The organism is Xenorhabdus sp. BG5 (assembly GCF_015163665.1).
In the GTDB taxonomy this organism is placed as follows: domain Bacteria; phylum Pseudomonadota; class Gammaproteobacteria; order Enterobacterales; family Enterobacteriaceae; genus Xenorhabdus.
This window is the reverse complement of the sequence record NZ_JADEUG010000022.1, coordinates 40,428-57,724: the sequence shown is the minus strand read 5'-3', so window position 1 is coordinate 57,724 and position 17,297 is coordinate 40,428. Positions and strand designations below refer to the sequence as shown.

The following is a 17,297-nucleotide window of genomic DNA, read 5'->3' as shown; positions in this document are numbered from 1 at the left end:
TCAGCGATATGGAATTGAGGCTGAATATGACACCAAGAAAGATTTTAAATGGGCTGACGCCAATGGAAGCCTATACCGGGCGCATGTTGCACTTATTGCGTTAATCCAGCGTCTGTGAATTTCGGCATTTGTGCAATTTCCAATGTAAAAAATGGCCGTGTACCACTAAATGGGTTTTGTGATCACTGGGGAGAATCTATTCATTGAGTATCAGGCTTAAACCTGCATAAATACTGGATTTGCTCTATTCAATATTTTCTAGGGGTACACCCTTGGGTACACGGCAAAATGGAGTGTTCACTTATTTCTCATAAAAAATCAATTGTGATTATGTCTTACAGCTTGGCTCAGCACCGTCTATCAATTCGCGCAGATGTCGCGCCAGTTGCTCAACGGTCTTCTCACCCGTGGCAGCTTCAACCGTTAAGTTTTCCAGCGTATTATCGTTATCATGGATCTTGATACCGTTACGGTAAAGAAAAGTCATGGTAACGAAAAACGCCGTGCGTTTATTGCCATCATTAAAGATATGACCGCGAGCGATAGCAACCCAGTAGGTGGCTGCAAGTTCAAAGATGTCTGTTACACCTTCATAGTGGGTACGGTTTTGCACTCGATAGATAAGTGCTTCAGCTCTACCAGCATCGGGCATGCCAGCAACGCCGGGAAGCCGTTGCAATATACGATCATGAAAAGCGATGACTTCCTGCGCGCTGACCCATTTCATCGGTTTGTCAGTGCCTCTACCGTATGCCCATGACGCTGCATAATCGTATCAAATTCTGCATCCAGTTTAGCATTCTGGTATGCCTCAAATTCTGCTTTACTGATAACAACAGCTGAACTGCCGTCTCGACGAGTAATTTCAACCGGTTCGCCATGAGTTGCAGCATCCAACACTTCGGAAATATTGGCTCGTGCTTGGGTTGAGGTGTATGTACGCATAATTTATCTCCAGATATGTACATGTGAATTGTACGCAATCTGAGTATTTATTCAACAATAGTGTTCTAAGTGTGGATTATCTTTAAGTGCAGATTTTTACATCCTCATACAACGCAACCAATCACCCGCTAAGGTACACAGATACAATCTTGCGGCGGGGGATGGGTTCATTTAGATCACGTCACTACATCACGCTCACGCCACGTAATTCCCACGAAATAAACGTAAACCAGACGTAAAACGCACTACACCGCACCCGCCTGCACGTTTTGGATCAAAAAGTTTTTTCAGTTTTAAAATTCTACAAACCAAATCGCCAGACCGCACCAGTACTGGCTGTGTGAGGAAAATCTCAAACTGAAATAAGTGAAAAGAATTTCAGGAAATTTCAGTTTGTTATCCAGCCCCACTCTGGGGGGTTAATTGTATTTATTTGAAATAAAATGATTTTTCTATTTTACGTGAGATTCCTACTTGGTAGGAAACCCAACATAAAAACTAAAAAGTTAGTGTTTATGCGGGGTAGGAGGAAATGTAAACTGAAATTGTGTGAAAAATTTATTTTCACTGTTAGCGTTCTGCTCCAGACAATTATTGATGCTATTTCTCAGGTGATTACAACTTCAATATATGATTACTTGGATCTTGCACCAACTTACTAGGGCGTATCGAATGTGAAAAACTTAGGGTTAAAACGTATGTATGACCACATTCAACATCATTACAACAACAGTAAATCTCCGGTATGTTATCCAATCTTTCCACTTTGATTTTTTTGATTGTTGCCTGCTCGTTGCACTCTGGGCAATATATTTTCATTACGCGCATTGTTGATAATCCTCGTCTTAATGCCTTCCAGAATAAAGCCAATTTAATACATACCTTTCTATTTTCAGGTGTAACAGGTGTAACATCGTTGAATTATAAGGAATAAAGTTGTTACCCTTTATCAAAATGCCAGGTGTAACAGGTGTAACAAACCTTTATGTGTTACACCTTGTTACCCATTTAAAAATAAAAGGTGTAACATAAAAACCTCTTAAAAATCATGAGTGTTACACCTGTTACACCTGTTACACCAAATAAATAAGATGGTCAGTTTTATTCCAGTTATTCGGCAGAACCTAAGACGTTACTATTAAATAAGTAAACCCGTTTAAGTCCTATTTCTGGTAGGCGTATAGTCGTTTGTATCTTGCCGTCCTTACCTGCCTCTAACCAACCTTTTTCAACACACAAACGAGAAACTTTGCGTGGATCAAAGCCTTTGCATATCTCTTTCCATGCTGAGGATAAAACATAAAATTGAACTGTTGGCTCTTGATTACCTGTGCCTTTTTCAACACGACGAAAGCCCATCATATTGAGAGGACGGCTATTTTCGTCATACCAATCTGCAAAACGACTGAATTGATTACGTGAGATAAAATCGGTCACTTGCTCCAACGCGGTAATATCTTCCTGATTCGCAGTGTGTCCGCGTTCTTTCATCCATGCAGCGAGACACTTTTCAGCCGCTGTATACGCTTCTCCTTGTTGCCAGCCTGTAATTCCAGCTCTTGTCGCTATTTCTCCTGCCATAGCGACAAGAGCAAAGCGGGTGATTGCACGACCAACCTGATTACCTGCATTCTCCGGCATCATTTTAGCGGTATATTCTTTCAATAAGGCTTTAGCCGTTCCTGAGATAAACGTGAGATCATGAGTGAGATATTTCAGCCAATCGCGGAACGGTGAACCATGATATTTAGTCACAGCGTATTCAAGATACTCAGCCAGTGATTTACCGCTGGTAAATTGGTGTAATTCTTCAAACACACCATATTTACCGGAATCACTCGGAATTTGGATCATGCGGACTTCTACACCCGCATAAGTGCGTTCACCCGCATTTGACGCATGTTCAACTAAAGAGAGTTCCCCTGTTGATAAGAAAAGTAAATTCCAGCGGTTGGTTTCTCTGACACTTCCATCGGTTTTCGCTCTGGCTTTGCCCTGACCATTTGCCAGCATATAGGCAATATTACCCGCCTCACGCCCATCAACTTCTCTGATTTCATCTAGCATCAATGTTGCATCATTACGGCGGCAGGCTGTACCTTCAAGCGCATTGCCGGTTGCCCGCCAAGTATACCAATAATCTGCGCCCCCACAGACAGACGCAGCCACTTTCATTGTGGTTGTCTTACCATCCGTGGATTCACCTTTTAAGTGATAGCCGCCACCACCGACACCCACTAATTTTAGTAATGATGAAGCAAAGGCTAAACTCACAGCGAAGGCGAGTCTTGCGTTTCCTACGCAATATTTGCCGATATGCTCTCTCCATTCTTCACTTGTGCCTGATACTCTAAAATCCTTACCCTGAACACTGGAAGTCTGAAGAATAACGGAATCCGCGCCTGTGCCGACAACTTCATCCTGCAACACATACACGTTACCGTGCCATCCGGTTTTATTAACACAAGTAACCTTTCTCTCTGGACGGCATAGCGAAATATATTCCATCAAGTGCGCCCGCGCTTGTCCTGAAATATTGATATAAGATAGCCCGTTAACCAAAAGCACTCGGCGTAATTCTTCACCGCTTCCGCTGAGCATTTCCATAGGCATAGCCCACTTACGGCAATTACCGTATGTATCTTCCCATTCTAATAACCGTCCGTAATTACTACTGTCAGCATCGCAGGTAATTGCCGTTACTTTTATCGGGCTGCTAATTTTTATATTCCTGACTTCGGTATCACCATCCGATTTATTGACGAGTTTGTCATACCATAGATATTCTTGAGTCAATCGGAAACCTTGCGGTAAATAGGTTTTATCTTTTCCGCAGTAGGTCATTTCTTCAAAGAAAGCCTCTTTTACCTTGTTATCACTGTTTTCTTGTCGGTAATCATCCCAATCCGCTTTATAGTGAGTCGGTGGCAATGTGACCCAACCATCTACCGCCTTAGCCGCTTTTTCTGCCCAGAGCCTGCCTGTATTTTCTTTACCATCAATAAAATCATTATCACCGGCAATAATGATTTTTGCTTGTGGCCACCGCTCTCTCAACTGTTGTGCTACCTTGACCAGATTAGTGGCAGCAACCGCCGCCACAATGAAAGAATCAATCACTTTTGACAGGCTTAGTCCTGTAGCAAAACCCTCGGTAATCACAACCTGTTCAATGTTTTTATCCGTCTTATCAGTGACAACAATAAATGAACCTGAAAGCGCAGAACCGGATAACAGGCTCTTTTCCCCTTCCGGGCTGATTAATTGCCCGCCTTTAATTGAAACTTGGTTATCAACTAATGGCAATAAAAGTGATCCAATTGGAAAAATAATTTCGCCTTGTGTATATTGTTGCCGAGTAATCAAATATTGATGATTAGTTAAGCCTTTATTTGAGAGATATTGGCTTTCCCCTGAAAGACATAAACCTTTCAGTTTTTCAAATAACTCGATACCTTTTTGTGCGCTAGCCTTTTTTATTCTGGTTGGCGTTATTTTTTTAAATCCAGGCAGGTGGAGTATTTTATTGATTTCAAAACATGCTGTTTTAATATCCTGACCTGTCACCAATTTGATTAAATCGAGTCCGTCACCACTACCACAGTGATTACAAAACCACGTTCCTTTACCGTTTTTATCATCAAACCGAAAGCGATCTTTGCCACCACATTTAGGACAAGCGCCGTGCCTATGATTTTCAGGTACAGATATGCCTAAGTTACTTAAAATATAATACCAACGCCCGTTGGCTGCTTTAACGATATCCGTCACGGAAGGTATGCTTGTTGGCATAATTGAAGCGTCTGGATAGTTTTGATTATTCATTATTTAATGTCCTTATTCATCATGCTGCTTTCTTCAATAATGATTTCAACTTGTTCCGATAAACACTCCATGACTGCGGCCATGCCTGCGCTTGAAACATGACTAAGTGAGCTATTATTTAATAATTCAGAGAAAAATGAAGTCATCATTGCGACTCTTAATAGCTGTTTTTCACCTGTAGCAGAAATAACCGTATTTTGATGAACTGTATTTTTCATATTCAGCCCTCTTTCTTTGGTTTAACAGGTAAACGACCTGCAAATAAGAGAACAAAATCATGAATGAGCAGCATTCTCGCGTTATGTTCGTTTAGCGCAGTAGCCTCGATACGGCAGGGTTTAGCGGTAATATCAGAGCGTTTTACGCACAGGAATAGAAATTTAAATTGAGTTTGGGCTGGGACTGCCATCATAAAGATGATCTCCTTTACTTTATCAAAGGGATCACCGCCAGAGTTTCCACGCTCAATAGGGGCGGTGACGTTATCAGAGGTGGAAATACTGGTAGTAAAGGAAACCAGCCACCCTTTCGGGTGCTCCGACAACGCCACCATTGAATTCAGATAGGCGTAAGCCGCCATTAGATAGGCATTATTTACGACACAAAAAAAGACGCATGTGGCGTCTACTGTCGCCTTTACTATTCTCAGGTTTCCACGCCTAACGTTAGATTTTGCTAACGTATTTCCAATATAGCCTAACCGTTCAGACGGATGCAACCTTTTTATTTTCATGATTAAAATCGGCTTAAACTACGAAGTTGATAGGGATAAGAAAAATAGCCCAGCCTAAACCGGGCAAAAGCGTTAACCTGCGGAGATTGCGGTAAACCAACGATTCTTCGTATTTTTAAGCCCATCCGAAAGATTAAATTCTCTCGGCGAACTAATCGAAAACTTACTTTTCTTGCGGGAAAAATGAGAACGATTAATGCTGAATTTTAATCTATCGGTTCCGACACTCGCAGGGCTATCTGTAACAGCCAGACCACCTAAATAGAAGATCCCCTCACCTTGGAAGTCTTCCATAACTTCGATAGAACAAAATAGTTTTTGCCCTCGCGTATTATATTCTACGAGCTTGAGATTAGGTCTTAATCGCAAATAAAGCCGGACTTTTCCATCAATGACGTCCGTCCGAGCGGCGAGCACTTCCCCTAAATTATCAAGATCGCGGTTATGCTCTTCCCAGATTAACGCCGTGTAATAATTCGTATCGTAGGTTTCTGCAATTTCATGCAACCATTGTGCTTCGATAATACGCCTATCGACGGTTTGCCCCTCCGTGGCAACACAAATCCAAGTAGTCATTAACTGTGATTCATTCATAGAGAAAACACTCCATCTTCAATATGGATTGCATTTTCATCTACTGCTGCATAAAGATTTCCATCCCCTAAGCCGTAACCCTCATAACGCAGGTAGCTATGCTCATAAGCTTTTCTTTCATCAACAAATTCCGCGCGAAAACGTCGGCTATTTTTTAGCGTATAGATATGCAAATTATCTAATGTGGTCACAACTAATCGACGACCAGGCATAAACGGTGGAATGAGTGCAAAGCGCCCTGCAACGGTACTGAGAGCCATTTGACTGGCTTGAATATCTGCCGCCTTATTTGAAGCACTAAATAACTTTTCCCGATAAAGAGCTGCCAGTTCTGAACCGACCAATACTACCAAGCGAAATTCTTCTGGAATTTTTTTAGTGATAAGATAATTTGCGATAGCATCTAAGTTAGGAAAATCCCCATCTTTACCCAAAACGATTTTATCGGTGATAACCTGTGAACCTTTATTAAATTCTTTCGCTATTGTATGCCAGCCTCTATTAACATCCTGCCCCCGTTTATATATTTCGGGTTGAGTTGGATAGGCACAGAATTCACCATTAAAGCCGACTCTAATCATATCTAGCGATACTGTTTTAGAAAACAAATCAGACATCACTTGAGTAAAGTGTTCATCATCACCACTGCCACTATTGGCAATCAGTGACATTTGTTCATAAGAAATAGCGGCACAGGTATCCGTTTCCTCTAAAGCATAAGGCGTACTTTCCATGTTCGCTCGTTTATGGAATCTCCCATCAATAATCCTTCCTGTATGGAGGGTATTATTACCTAAACTAATTGTGTCGCCATTTTCTTGGCTAACATCCGCTAACGTTAATTTATTTAAAAACCAACTTGAATCTGAAATAGCGACGCGTAATAAATTTTCAGAGGTTGGGGAAATATAAAAAGTATCACTATTGCTAGAGGAATAATTAGCTCCACGGGTAAAATTAGCATGAAAAGTTTTAGCCGCATCAGGAATAGCGGTAATATACATAATAATATCCTTATATTTTATAATTACATGTAGCTTGATTTATCTTCAATTCTTTTTTTAGCACTAACCATAGCATTAACGTATTCATCAGCAGTTAATACAATCTTTAAATCGACGCTTTCTTTCTTATAATAATTTTTATAGTAATCAATTTTATAAATCGGAGTACGTAATAATTCGTATTTATCTCTCGGATAAGAGCAATTTCTTATAACTTTATCAATACAATCCTCCAACTTATTCATCTCTGATATAATGAACTTACATATCCTACTATGACTCCAATTCATTTCTGATAACAATGAATTTAAATACACTGTTTCTCTAGGAAGAGCTTCCAGCAATTCTTTTTTAAATCCAGTTATTTTTTCAGATAGTAACCATTCAATAACCGGATATAATAAGCTATAAAGGCCATTCATTTTCGCCAGCCTACCTCTTTCACTCTCAATAGAGTCTTTCTTCCTTTCTACTGCACGATGCATATCAGTGATCCAAACTCGGGTACTGAGCTGATAACTCGCGGGTTTACTTAGTTTACCGCTTTGAGCATTATTTAACATATCAACTAAATTTTTTAATTCAACTTCTTCTTTTTCAGGAAATGTTGAATAACCCGATACAACACTTCGTCCTCTTTTAATGAGAAGTGTTATTTCTTCTACCGTGGGAAGAAGATTATCAAAACTAAAGCCCGTTAGCTCAGTGAGCTTTTTGATGGAATCTTTCATCTTTGCCAGACAATATAATTCGATGGTTCGAATCATAAACCCTGTATCCTTACCATTCTCTTCAAACGGTATGAATTTATAATTAAAGATATATGATAGATTTTCATCTTTGTAATATGACACTTCATTCATAACCTGTATCCTTTTTATGTTTATATAGGCGTAAAATTTCAACACCGATTATTTAATTGGTGTGCTTGTTTTTATTCTGGATGATATTTAATTTATTATAAAAATAAATTTATATAATTATATTGATTCTCTATGTGATTTTTTATTTTCTACCCATTTACGTATTTCTGCTGCATCAAAGACAAAGAAACCATCCTCTAACTCGAAAGGTTGCGGTATCTTTTTATCCTTAACCCAACGGTGCAACGTTGAATCAGATATGCCCAGAAAATCAGCGGTATGACGTTTACGTGCATTACCGGCTTCAGGGTATGGGCTTGTATTTTTCATGCGTGGATTTTTCTGCTTCGTCATGCTTCCTCTAGCCTCCCTATGTTATGCCTATCTCTGCTGTGACGTGTTGAGAGCATTCTAGAAGCTGAGAATCACCATATCCACTAAGAATGGAATCCATTAAAAGAATAATAAAATCCATTGAAACTTTTTTAATCCATTGAAAAATTAGGCTGATGATGGAGTTTTTAATACTATGGTAAAAATAAAAAAATCCAATATTATCTCAATAATATCAAACAGTTAAATGAATTATTTTGAGTGATAGTGGGTGGGGTTGGCAAATTATGACAACTCTATGTCATATATTGATAAAACCTGATAAAACCTGATAAAACCAAATAATATTGCCCGTTATTGCCCGTTATTGTCCGCTACCATTCATCACTAACCGTCATCATTCGTCATTATTGCTTACTTTGTAAGCAACAATATCCTTACGTATGTAGGCTGTTAAATCATTATCTGCCTATTATTTAGTTAGCTAACTACTTATCTTACTCATTTAAATAGTAATCAGCATCGCTTAGTTTGTTAAAGAATGTGGTTCGCCCAACACCCACTAAAAAATCAGGCTTTTTCATATTCTTAACTAACTCTTTGATGTCATTGTAGATGTGTTGTTTAATGGGATCGCCTATTGCGCCGTAATGGTCTGATGGCTGACAACCGTTTATGCTTTTTTCTTGAAGCAGTAATACAAGCAGTCCGATTAATTTGTAAGTTCCTTTTTGCTCATCATTTTTTCGGTATTGTCCCTGGCCTTTTTTATTCTGTAGTGCAATTTTTTCAACTAACTCTCGTCCACCAAAGATCTTAATGTATTCTTCCCATCCACCATTTTTTTTGTGCTCTTTGTATATATTGTCTACAGCTTGCTCTATTCTTGACGCAATGGCCTCTGGGATATTTTCTATTAAGCTCAGGCATTGATATGCAGCACCAAACACAATATCTGAATCAATGACAGTATTTGTGTGAGTTTTTTTTTCTCGGAACAAGCTGAGGGCGTTCACATTACTTAAGATAGCACCTCTTACATTACGAACATTTTTTAAATACGCCTCTGGTATGTTTGTCATTGATGTATAAGGGTCTAAACCATAAATTGAAAGGGCTACAGCATTAGGGGTAGCAGTTCCTTGTGAGGCAAATAGTTTTAATACATCAATCTCAGGTACTGTCATACAAATTTCCTTTTAATTTGTTTTATTGGAGTCACGTTGTAATCTTCACCTTTCTCCAGTGTTACCAGCAAATCACACCATTGAGCTAACGCGGCTTTGCGTTCATCAAAGTAATCATGTCTGTTATAGATGCCCTCAACGCCTTTTATTCGATGATTTAGGCAACGTTCAGCCACAAAGGGATCGACCCCTAACGCGGCTAGGTGTGTGCGAGCAGTGCGCCTAAAGTCGTGAATCGTGAAGTTAGGTATATCTGGCGGCAATTCTCGCCTTACTTTGGCAAGCGCTACAGGTAAAGTGCTTTCCTGAATATGTGGAATCATGCGATGTTGCATTTTTCTTGCGGGTAATACGTATTGGCTACCACAAGCCATAGCCTTTAATTCCATGAACCACTCGATAACCTTCGGGCATAGAGGAATGTCAACCGCATCACCGTTTTTGCTACGTTCTGCCGGGAAATGCCAAACACTATTAGCAAAATCGAATTCCTCCCAACGAGCGGCGCATAGCTCCATTTTGCGCAAACATAGAGCAAGCAGTATTTTAAAGCTGATTTCATTCTGGCGGCTGATTGTGGACGTTCTGAACGTCCTCAGTACGATGATTAATTCTTCTCTGGTCAGCCACCTATCGCGTGATACTTCTTTCCCGCCAGCATCAGCAACCTCGAATGCTGAACAGGGATTTACATCAATAAGCTGACGCCTGATGCCATAGTCAAATATACGCCTTACCCACCGTAGAACATCGGTCGCTATAGTCGGCGCGCCTCTGTCTACTATCTTTTTGAGCATCTCATCAATATGACGGGGCTTCACATCCTCGATCTTCATATCACCAATACGCGGATTAATATCCTTATCGATACGCCTACGCAATATGTCAGGGTGTTTCCAGCGAGGGAGTATTTGGCGTTCGAAGTATTCGGCTGCTAAGTCTGAAACCTTGATAGCGTTCTTTTCAGCTTCAATCTTTGCCAGTGCTTCGGCCTTGCGTTCCTGTTTCTCTCCGGCAACGTCATAGCCCAAAGCAACACGCGCTGATAGCTCTCTGGTTAGCTCTCGCGCTTTGGCTAATGATAGGTCAGAGTATGTTCCCAAATTCATCGTCCTAGACTTTCCGGCCAACTTATATCTAAAGCGCCATGAGGGAATTCGGTCTGCTTCTCTAAAGCGTAAATATAGCCCGTTACCGTCCGCCTTTCCTTCGAACCGTTCACCCGACTTTATCCACGCCCTGATCTCTTTGTCTGTGAGTTTAGGCATCTGTGTAATTCTCAATGTAAAAAAGTTGGGGTGTACCCAAAGTGATTTTTAGAATGTGCTATGGGTACACCTTTGGGTACACGCTAATCATGCGCTACTGTGATTCGTTCTGCAATGCTCTGATAGTAAAAAAGCCAGATATAACAAAGTATATACTGGCTTGGTGAAATGTTGTGAAACGCTAAGAAACGTCACTCTATATTTTGAATCTGCTCGCGCATTTGCTCAATTAGTACCTTCAGCTCAATTGCAGAATTTGTCACATCCGCATTAATTGATTTTGAAGCCAATGTATTCGATTCGCGGTTAAATTCCTGCATCATAAAATCCAGTCGGCGGCCGACGGCTTCTTTTTTCTTCAGGATATTACGTGTTTCTTTAACATGGGCGTCCAGACGATCCAATTCTTCTGCCACATCAATACGTTGAGCTAATAAAATTAATTCTTGCTCAAGGCGATTATTATCTAACTGAATTTGTGCTTCTTCTAGCTTGGTCTGTAAGCGCTCGCGCTGCCATTGTAGAATTGCTGGCATTTGTTCTCGGACTTTAGTCACTTCTACAATTACCGCATCCAAACGCTGCTCAATCAGAGTTTTGAGTGCTTGTCCTTCGGTTTCACGACTCTGGATAAAAGAATCCAGCGTCAGATCTAATTCCGCTAACAATTGTGCACTAATAGCGTCTAAATCTTGTTCTTCGGCAGACATCACACCTGGCCAGCGTAAGATATCGACCGGATTAATTTCACCTTCATTACTCTGCTGTTTAACCCAGCTTGCTGCTTCAACCAGTTGTTTTGCCAATTTTTCATTCAGGATCAAGGAATTCTGAGCAAAGGTATCTAACTCAAAACGCAGGTTACATTCCACTTTGCCGCGCGTCAGGCGGGAACGAATGCGCTCACGGATGACAGGTTCAAGGCTTCTGAATTGCTCTGGCAGGCGAATATAGGTTTCCAAGTAACGCTGATTGACAGAACGCAGTTCCCACGCTGCATTTCCCCAATCTCCCCTGATATCTCTCCGTGCAAAAGCAGTCATACTACGGATCATAATTCGTTCCCAATTTATAAAATGATGTGCGGATTATAGCGCTCCGTGTAGATGCAGGATAGGCATTCACCGCTTTAGGCCGTATAATGCGCCCCTAAAATGTACGAACAACGGAGATTACACTATGAGCTTAGTAGGAAAACGTCCAGCAGGAAGGTCAGCAGGGCAGGTGCGTCCTATTAAAATGACCCGTCATTACACCAAACATGCGGAAGGCTCTGTTCTGGTGGAATTTGGGGATACTAAAGTGTTATGTAATGCCTCCGTTGAAGAAGGAATTCCCCGTTTTCTGAAAGGCCAAGGTCAGGGTTGGATCACCGCCGAATACGGCATGTTGCCACGGGCAACCAATAGCCGTAATGCGCGCGAGGCTGCCAAAGGTAAGCAAACAGGCCGCACGATGGAAATCCAACGCCTGATTGCACGTTCATTACGTGCTGCCATCGACTTAAAAAAGCTGGGTGAATTCACTATTACGCTGGATTGTGATGTGATTCAAGCGGATGGCGGTACTCGTACTGCGGCTATTTCTGGTGCTTGTGTGGCACTGGTCGATGCCCTAAATAAGCTAGTTGCGGAAGGCAAACTGAAAGAAAGCCCCCTAAAAGCAATGGTTGCGGCAGTGTCTGTTGGCATCGTTGAGGGTGAAGGACGTTGTGATCTGGAATATGTCGAAGACTCTGCGGCTGAAACTGACATGAATATCGTCATGATGGATGATGGCAGAATGATTGAAGTGCAGGGTACGGCAGAAGGTGAACCGTTCAGCCATGATGAGTTGCTCTCACTGCTTTCATTGGCAAAAGAGGGGTTGGATACGATTTTCAAAGCGCAGCGAGATGCGTTAGAACAAGATCCATTAAAATAATAAATAAATCAGGCGGCTGAAGAGTCGCCTTTTTTATGCCTGCAATAAATTTACCTGCAATAAATAGTAATGAATGACAAGAGATCAAAGAGGAGAAACCCCAATGAAAGCCTATCAGCGTGAATTTATTGAGCTGGCACTGAAAAAACAGGTGCTGAAATTTGGCGAGTTTACGCTGAAATCTGGTCGCAAGAGCCCGTACTTTTTCAATGCGGGCCTGTTTAATACCGGACGTGACTTGGCGTTGATTGGTCGTTTCTATGCAGCAGCGTTGCTAGATAGTGGAATTAAGTGCGATTTGCTGTTTGGGCCAGCTTATAAGGGGATCCCGATTGCAACAACTACCGCAGTAGCATTGGCTGAACATCATGATATCGATATGCCTTATTGCTTTAACCGCAAGGAAGCTAAAGATCATGGTGAAGGTGGATCGTTGGTTGGTAGCCCTCTGCAAGGTAATGTTGTGGTTGTGGATGATGTCATTACCGCAGGTACGGCGATTCGTGAGTCGATGGAAATCATTAAGCAGCACGGAGCAACGCTATCCGGTGTGATTTTGTGTCTGGATCGTCAGGAACGTGGGCGTGAAACGCTTTCAGCGATTCAAGAAGTTGAACGTGACTATCATTGTCAGGTTTTCTCCATCATTACCTTGAATGATTTGGTAAGTTATTTGCGCGAAAATCCAGAGATGCAATCTCATCTGGAAGCGGTAGAAGCTTATCGCAATGAATACGGCATTTGAAGGTCAATAATCTGGATTGAGTGAAAAAAATCCCGCGCCCAAGGATGGGCGGGGTGAGTAGTAGAAATGGCATCTATCTATATATGGTAAGGATTCGACAATGATGCCATTATTAAGTCACTTAGTCGTGAACTCAATGAGCTGGAACATATTAACACAACTCAATAAAAAATCCGCACGTTATCATTCACTGTATAAGGATATGAACTTACGATACTGCGATCGGCTATTGTAGTGAATTAGATTATTGCAGTTGGGTCAATATCAATGGCCAGCGTACTTCAAATTCCGTTGTTGGGCGATAGCGAAATTCAGAGCGAACAAAACGGGAGAGCATCCCTTCACAAAACGCCAGTAACTGTGATGCCAACACAGACTCGTCATAAGCGAATCCTCGCCCATCACGGATTTTTCTCTCTTTTAAGATTTGGCGAAGTTGCATTTCAATTCGCTCAAATAGCTGGTTGATGCGATTTTGCAATCTGTCTTGTTCGAACATTAGGGCATGGCCGGTCATAATACGGGTCAGCCCCGGATTCCTTTCTGCAAAACCCAAAAGTAGGGCGAGGATTAACCGAATGCGTGTGATGGTGTCTTTTTCATCTTGCAGGATCAGATTGATACGTGAAATTAAGGAATCTTCAATAAACTCAATCAAGCTGTCAAACATCCGGGTTTTGCTCGGAAAATGACGGTAAAGGGCTGCTTCAGAAACACCAACGTTTGCGGCAAGTTTTGCAGTAGTAATTCGTTGGCTGCCATCACTGGATTCCAGCATATGTGCCAGTGCCTGCAAGATTTCCTCACGTCTATTTTTCTTTTTTGTACGTTCTTTTTCTGCCATGTCTGGTAAGACCCCTGCTAAAACAGCAAAACAAATCCAGCTATTTTTTGCCACAACGTTATTGCTGTCAAAAGCGATTGTTGTCAAAAGCCATTGTTATCAAAAACATTGTGAGCAAAAAATATGAAAATCGGTTGACGGTACAGGCCTTATGGAAAGTTATTGACGACCGGAATGGCCAAATCCACCACTGCCGCGCTGGCTCGTCTCAAAATCTGCAACCAAATTAAATTCAGCCTGTACAACGGGTACAAAAACCATCTGGGCAATGCGTTCGCCGGGTTCGATGATGAAAGTTTTATCACCACGGTTCCAAACTGAAACCATCAATTGTCCCTGATAATCTGAATCGATAAGTCCCACCAAATTACCCAGTACAACGCCATGCTTGTGACCCAGACCAGAGCGGGGGAGAATAACTGCCGCTAATTGTTCATCTGCAATATGGATAGCAATCCCCGTTGGCAGAAGCTCAGTTTGGCCAGGAGCCAGTTCCACCGCATTATCCAGACAAGCACGTAAATCTAAACCCGCAGAGCCAGGTGTAGCATAAGTCGGTAAAGGAAATTCTTGCCCGATGCGGGGATCAAGGATTTTAACGTCGATTTTTTTCATCATAGCGTTTGAGTATCTCGTCTAATAAGCGGTGGCTGAGTTGTAATTTACCACTGTGGGGTAACTGAACACTACCATCATGCCAGAATAGATGTAATGCGTTAGTATCACTGTTGAAACCGTGTCCGGCCAGGGATACATCATTTGCGCAAATCAAGTCCAGATTCTTCTGCTTGAGTTTTCCGCGGGCGTATTCTTCCACATTCTGGGTTTCGGCTGCAAATCCAACGACAAATGGCCGATTTTTTTCCATGGCCGCAACGCTCGCTACAATGTCAGGATTTTTCACTAGTGTAAATGTGATTTCATCACCCTGCTTTTTGATTTTCTCTGCTGAGATTTGCTTGAAACGATAGTCAGACACGGCAGCGCAACCGATAAGGATATGTTGTGAGGCTGCGGTAGCTTGAACCTGTTCATACATTTCCAGTGCACTATTGACATCAATGCGTTTAACGCCTTGTGGTGTGGGTAAATTAACGGGGCCGGTAATTAATGTCACCTCAGCACCCCGTTCTGCTGCTGCCTGTGCAATGGAAAAACCCATTTTACCGGAGCTATGATTGCTGATGAAACGAACAGGATCCAAGGCTTCACGGGTTGGTCCTGCGGTAATGGTGATACGTAGGCCAGAAAAATTTTTCTCCGTGGTGAAATGCTGCATTGCCTGTTCGACAATCGCCATCGGTTCCAACATTCTCCCTGGCCCAACATCACCACATGCCTGGCTGCCTTCAGCGGGTCCCCAAATCAATATATTACGTTCTTTAAGTACCTTCAGGTTATGTTGGGTGGCTTGTGCACGGTACATTTGTTGGTTCATTGCGGGGGCAACAGCAATAGGTGCAGCGGAAGCCAGGCAGATTGTGGTGACTAAATCATTCGCCATACCTGCGGCCAGACGAGCCAGCAGATCAGCAGTGGCGGGCGCGAGAATAATTAAATCAGCCCATTTTGCCAGTTCGATATGCCCCATGGCGGCTTCGGCAGCGGGGTCTAGAAGATCATCTGAGACGGGATGACCAGATACTGCCTGTAAGGTCAGTGGAGTGATGAAAGCTTCTGCTGCGGGAGTCATGACAACGCGTACCAGGGCACCACGATCACGCAAACGGCGCACCAATTCGGCAGTTTTGTAAGCGGCTATCCCCCCGCTGATTCCAAGGACTATTTGTTTACCAGAAAGTTGTTTACCAGAAAGTGGTTTGCCGGAAAATCCTGTCATTTTGATTGTCCAGATGTCAGTTGCAATTCCTTAAGATTCTATCACAAGAAAATATTGCGTTGAGAACTCGCCCTATTTAGACAGCCAAAAATGGCAAGTTTGCGAAGCACTGCGCAAGCCTCGCAAGTCGATCTGGCGGCGATTTTTTCATCATGGGATAGTAGGTACGAAATGTAGATGAGTGATGGCCTCCATCGTTATGGGGGCTATAGGGTAAGGGATTGGAACAAAGGATATTGAAAGGGGGAGGAAATGATGGATTTAACGGTAATGGAAAGAAACGATGAATTGCATTTAAATCTTCTTCCCCGTGAGAAATTATTGGCTTATGGCGCTGTTTCCCTAACAGACGCGGAGTTATTGGCTATCTTTTTACGTACAGGTTCCAGGGGTGTTCATGTCGTACAAATGGCAGAATATCTGCTGAAATCATTTGGTTCTCTTTATCACCTTCTATCTGCGGATTACGATGACTTTTGTGCACATAAAGGCATGGGGCGATGCAAATATGTCCAATTGCAGGCGATATCTGAACTGGCAAAACGGTTTTTCTCCAGTCAATTTATCCATGAAGATATCATGAGCAGCCCTACGATAACTCAGAATTATTTGCAGGATTTATTATCTTGGCAAGATCGGGAGATATTTGTGGTGCTGTTTTTAACTAACCAAAATAAAGTTATCTGCCATGATGAAATGTTTAAAGGAACGATAAACAAAGTTGAAGTTCACCCGCGTGAAATTGTGAAACAGGCGGTTAAAGTAAATGCTGCATCAATTATTCTTGCTCATAATCACCCTTCCGGCAATCCAGAACCCAGCCTGGCAGATAAATTGGTGACAGAAAAAATTATTGAAGCTTGTGACTTGGTTGGCGTTAAAGTTTTGGATCATATCGTCATTGGTAAGCAATCTTGTGTCTCATTTATGGAAAGAGGTTGGATTTAATACCGTTTTTTCGCGATACGATCAGATCTTAGTTGTTCGGGACTTGAGCATCAGCGAATGAGGGCGTATACTACGCCACCTTTGAGGATCTTGGGTTTGACGAGAAGAGCCTATCTCAGTAAGTTTTTTACTGGGAAAATGTGAGTCTTTTCAGTGACGTTCTTTTCAGTAAAGAAAGTTTGCTGAGATGGGCTCCTAAGCCTGACGAGGCGGTCACACCCAATACAAAGCTCGAGCTGATTTGA

At 42.0% G+C, this 17,297-nt stretch carries 19 protein-coding genes; 3 read left to right on the top strand and 16 right to left on the bottom strand.

What is annotated here, in order from left to right:
• Positions 1-328: 328 nt before the first annotated feature.
• The 13 genes from IQ209_RS12420 to IQ209_RS12360 all read right to left on the bottom strand — a co-directional run bounded on the left by IQ209_RS12420 (position 329) and on the right by IQ209_RS12360 (position 11,807).
• On the bottom strand, positions 329-727 hold the full coding sequence (locus tag IQ209_RS12420; protein ID WP_193851595.1) for a type II toxin-antitoxin system death-on-curing family toxin: 399 nt from the start codon (positions 725-727) through the stop codon (positions 329-331).
• Positions 724-945, bottom strand: coding sequence for a type II toxin-antitoxin system Phd/YefM family antitoxin (locus IQ209_RS12415; protein WP_193851594.1), 222 nt, complete (start codon positions 943-945; stop codon positions 724-726). Before IQ209_RS12415 ends, IQ209_RS12420 begins: the two co-directional genes overlap by 4 nt.
• Positions 946-1,560: 615 nt before the next feature.
• Positions 1,561-1,764 carry an ogr/Delta-like zinc finger family protein gene (locus IQ209_RS12410; protein WP_228005863.1) on the bottom strand — a complete coding sequence of 68 codons (204 nt, stop codon included), beginning with the start codon at positions 1,762-1,764 and terminating at the stop codon, positions 1,561-1,563.
• Positions 1,765-2,055: 291 nt separating this feature from the next.
• Positions 2,056-4,770 carry a DUF927 domain-containing protein gene (locus IQ209_RS12405; protein WP_193851592.1) on the bottom strand — a complete coding sequence of 905 codons (2,715 nt, stop codon included), beginning with the start codon at positions 4,768-4,770 and terminating at the stop codon, positions 2,056-2,058.
• On the bottom strand, positions 4,770-4,988 hold the full coding sequence (locus IQ209_RS12400; protein WP_193851591.1) for a hypothetical protein: 219 nt from the start codon (positions 4,986-4,988) through the stop codon (positions 4,770-4,772). Before IQ209_RS12400 ends, IQ209_RS12405 begins: the two co-directional genes overlap by 1 nt.
• Before the next feature lie 2 nt (positions 4,989-4,990).
• Complete coding sequence (locus IQ209_RS12395) at positions 4,991-5,503, bottom strand: host cell division inhibitor Icd-like protein (protein WP_193851590.1); 513 nt, start codon at positions 5,501-5,503, stop codon at positions 4,991-4,993.
• A gap of 72 nt (positions 5,504-5,575) precedes the next feature.
• A complete protein-coding gene (locus IQ209_RS12390; RefSeq protein WP_193851589.1) occupies positions 5,576-6,097 on the bottom strand; it encodes a GPO family capsid scaffolding protein in 522 nt (173 codons plus the stop codon).
• Positions 6,094-7,101: a P2 family phage major capsid protein gene (locus IQ209_RS12385; protein WP_193851588.1), complete on the bottom strand. Its 1,008-nt coding sequence runs from the start codon at positions 7,099-7,101 to the stop codon at positions 6,094-6,096. The genes IQ209_RS12390 and IQ209_RS12385 overlap by 4 nt, the downstream gene beginning before the upstream one ends.
• Before the next feature lie 23 nt (positions 7,102-7,124).
• Positions 7,125-7,964: a hypothetical protein gene (locus IQ209_RS12380; RefSeq protein WP_193851587.1), complete on the bottom strand. Its 840-nt coding sequence runs from the start codon at positions 7,962-7,964 to the stop codon at positions 7,125-7,127.
• A gap of 117 nt (positions 7,965-8,081) precedes the next feature.
• Positions 8,082-8,318 (bottom strand): AlpA family transcriptional regulator, encoded by a 237-nt coding sequence (locus IQ209_RS12375; RefSeq protein WP_193851586.1) that lies wholly within the window; start codon positions 8,316-8,318, stop codon positions 8,082-8,084.
• 476 nt (positions 8,319-8,794) lie between these two features.
• Positions 8,795-9,484 carry a hypothetical protein gene (locus tag IQ209_RS12370; RefSeq protein ID WP_193851585.1) on the bottom strand — a complete coding sequence of 230 codons (690 nt, stop codon included), beginning with the start codon at positions 9,482-9,484 and terminating at the stop codon, positions 8,795-8,797.
• Positions 9,481-10,752 carry a site-specific integrase gene (locus tag IQ209_RS12365; RefSeq protein ID WP_193851584.1) on the bottom strand — a complete coding sequence of 424 codons (1,272 nt, stop codon included), beginning with the start codon at positions 10,750-10,752 and terminating at the stop codon, positions 9,481-9,483. Before IQ209_RS12365 ends, IQ209_RS12370 begins: the two co-directional genes overlap by 4 nt.
• A 191-nt stretch (positions 10,753-10,943) precedes the next feature.
• Positions 10,944-11,807, bottom strand: coding sequence for a YicC/YloC family endoribonuclease (locus IQ209_RS12360; RefSeq protein ID WP_193851583.1), 864 nt, complete (start codon positions 11,805-11,807; stop codon positions 10,944-10,946).
• A gap of 124 nt (positions 11,808-11,931) precedes the next feature.
• Between IQ209_RS12360 and rph the strand changes: the two genes are divergently transcribed.
• Together rph and pyrE are read left to right on the top strand one after the other, a co-directional pair.
• Positions 11,932-12,675, top strand: coding sequence for a ribonuclease PH (rph, locus tag IQ209_RS12355; protein ID WP_193851582.1), 744 nt, complete (start codon positions 11,932-11,934; stop codon positions 12,673-12,675).
• Between the two features lie 103 nt (positions 12,676-12,778).
• On the top strand, positions 12,779-13,420 hold the full coding sequence (gene pyrE / locus IQ209_RS12350) for an orotate phosphoribosyltransferase (RefSeq protein ID WP_193851581.1): 642 nt from the start codon (positions 12,779-12,781) through the stop codon (positions 13,418-13,420).
• A 244-nt stretch (positions 13,421-13,664) separates the two neighbouring features.
• On the opposite strand, the gene slmA is transcribed toward pyrE, so the two are convergent.
• From slmA to coaBC, 3 genes are all read right to left on the bottom strand, one after another.
• Positions 13,665-14,264 (bottom strand): nucleoid occlusion factor SlmA, encoded by a 600-nt coding sequence (slmA, locus tag IQ209_RS12345; RefSeq protein ID WP_193851598.1) that lies wholly within the window; start codon positions 14,262-14,264, stop codon positions 13,665-13,667.
• A gap of 159 nt (positions 14,265-14,423) precedes the next feature.
• Positions 14,424-14,882, bottom strand: a complete 459-nt coding sequence (gene dut / locus IQ209_RS12340) for a dUTP diphosphatase (protein ID WP_047771552.1) — start codon at positions 14,880-14,882, stop codon at positions 14,424-14,426.
• A complete protein-coding gene (coaBC, locus tag IQ209_RS12335; RefSeq protein WP_193851580.1) occupies positions 14,860-16,104 on the bottom strand; it encodes a bifunctional phosphopantothenoylcysteine decarboxylase/phosphopantothenate--cysteine ligase CoaBC in 1,245 nt (414 codons plus the stop codon). Before coaBC ends, dut begins: the two co-directional genes overlap by 23 nt.
• Positions 16,105-16,359: 255 nt before the next feature.
• Between coaBC and radC the strand changes: the two genes are divergently transcribed.
• Positions 16,360-17,052, top strand: coding sequence for a DNA repair protein RadC (gene radC / locus IQ209_RS12330; RefSeq protein WP_187652498.1), 693 nt, complete (start codon positions 16,360-16,362; stop codon positions 17,050-17,052).
• The last annotated feature ends 245 nt before the right edge of the window (positions 17,053-17,297 follow it).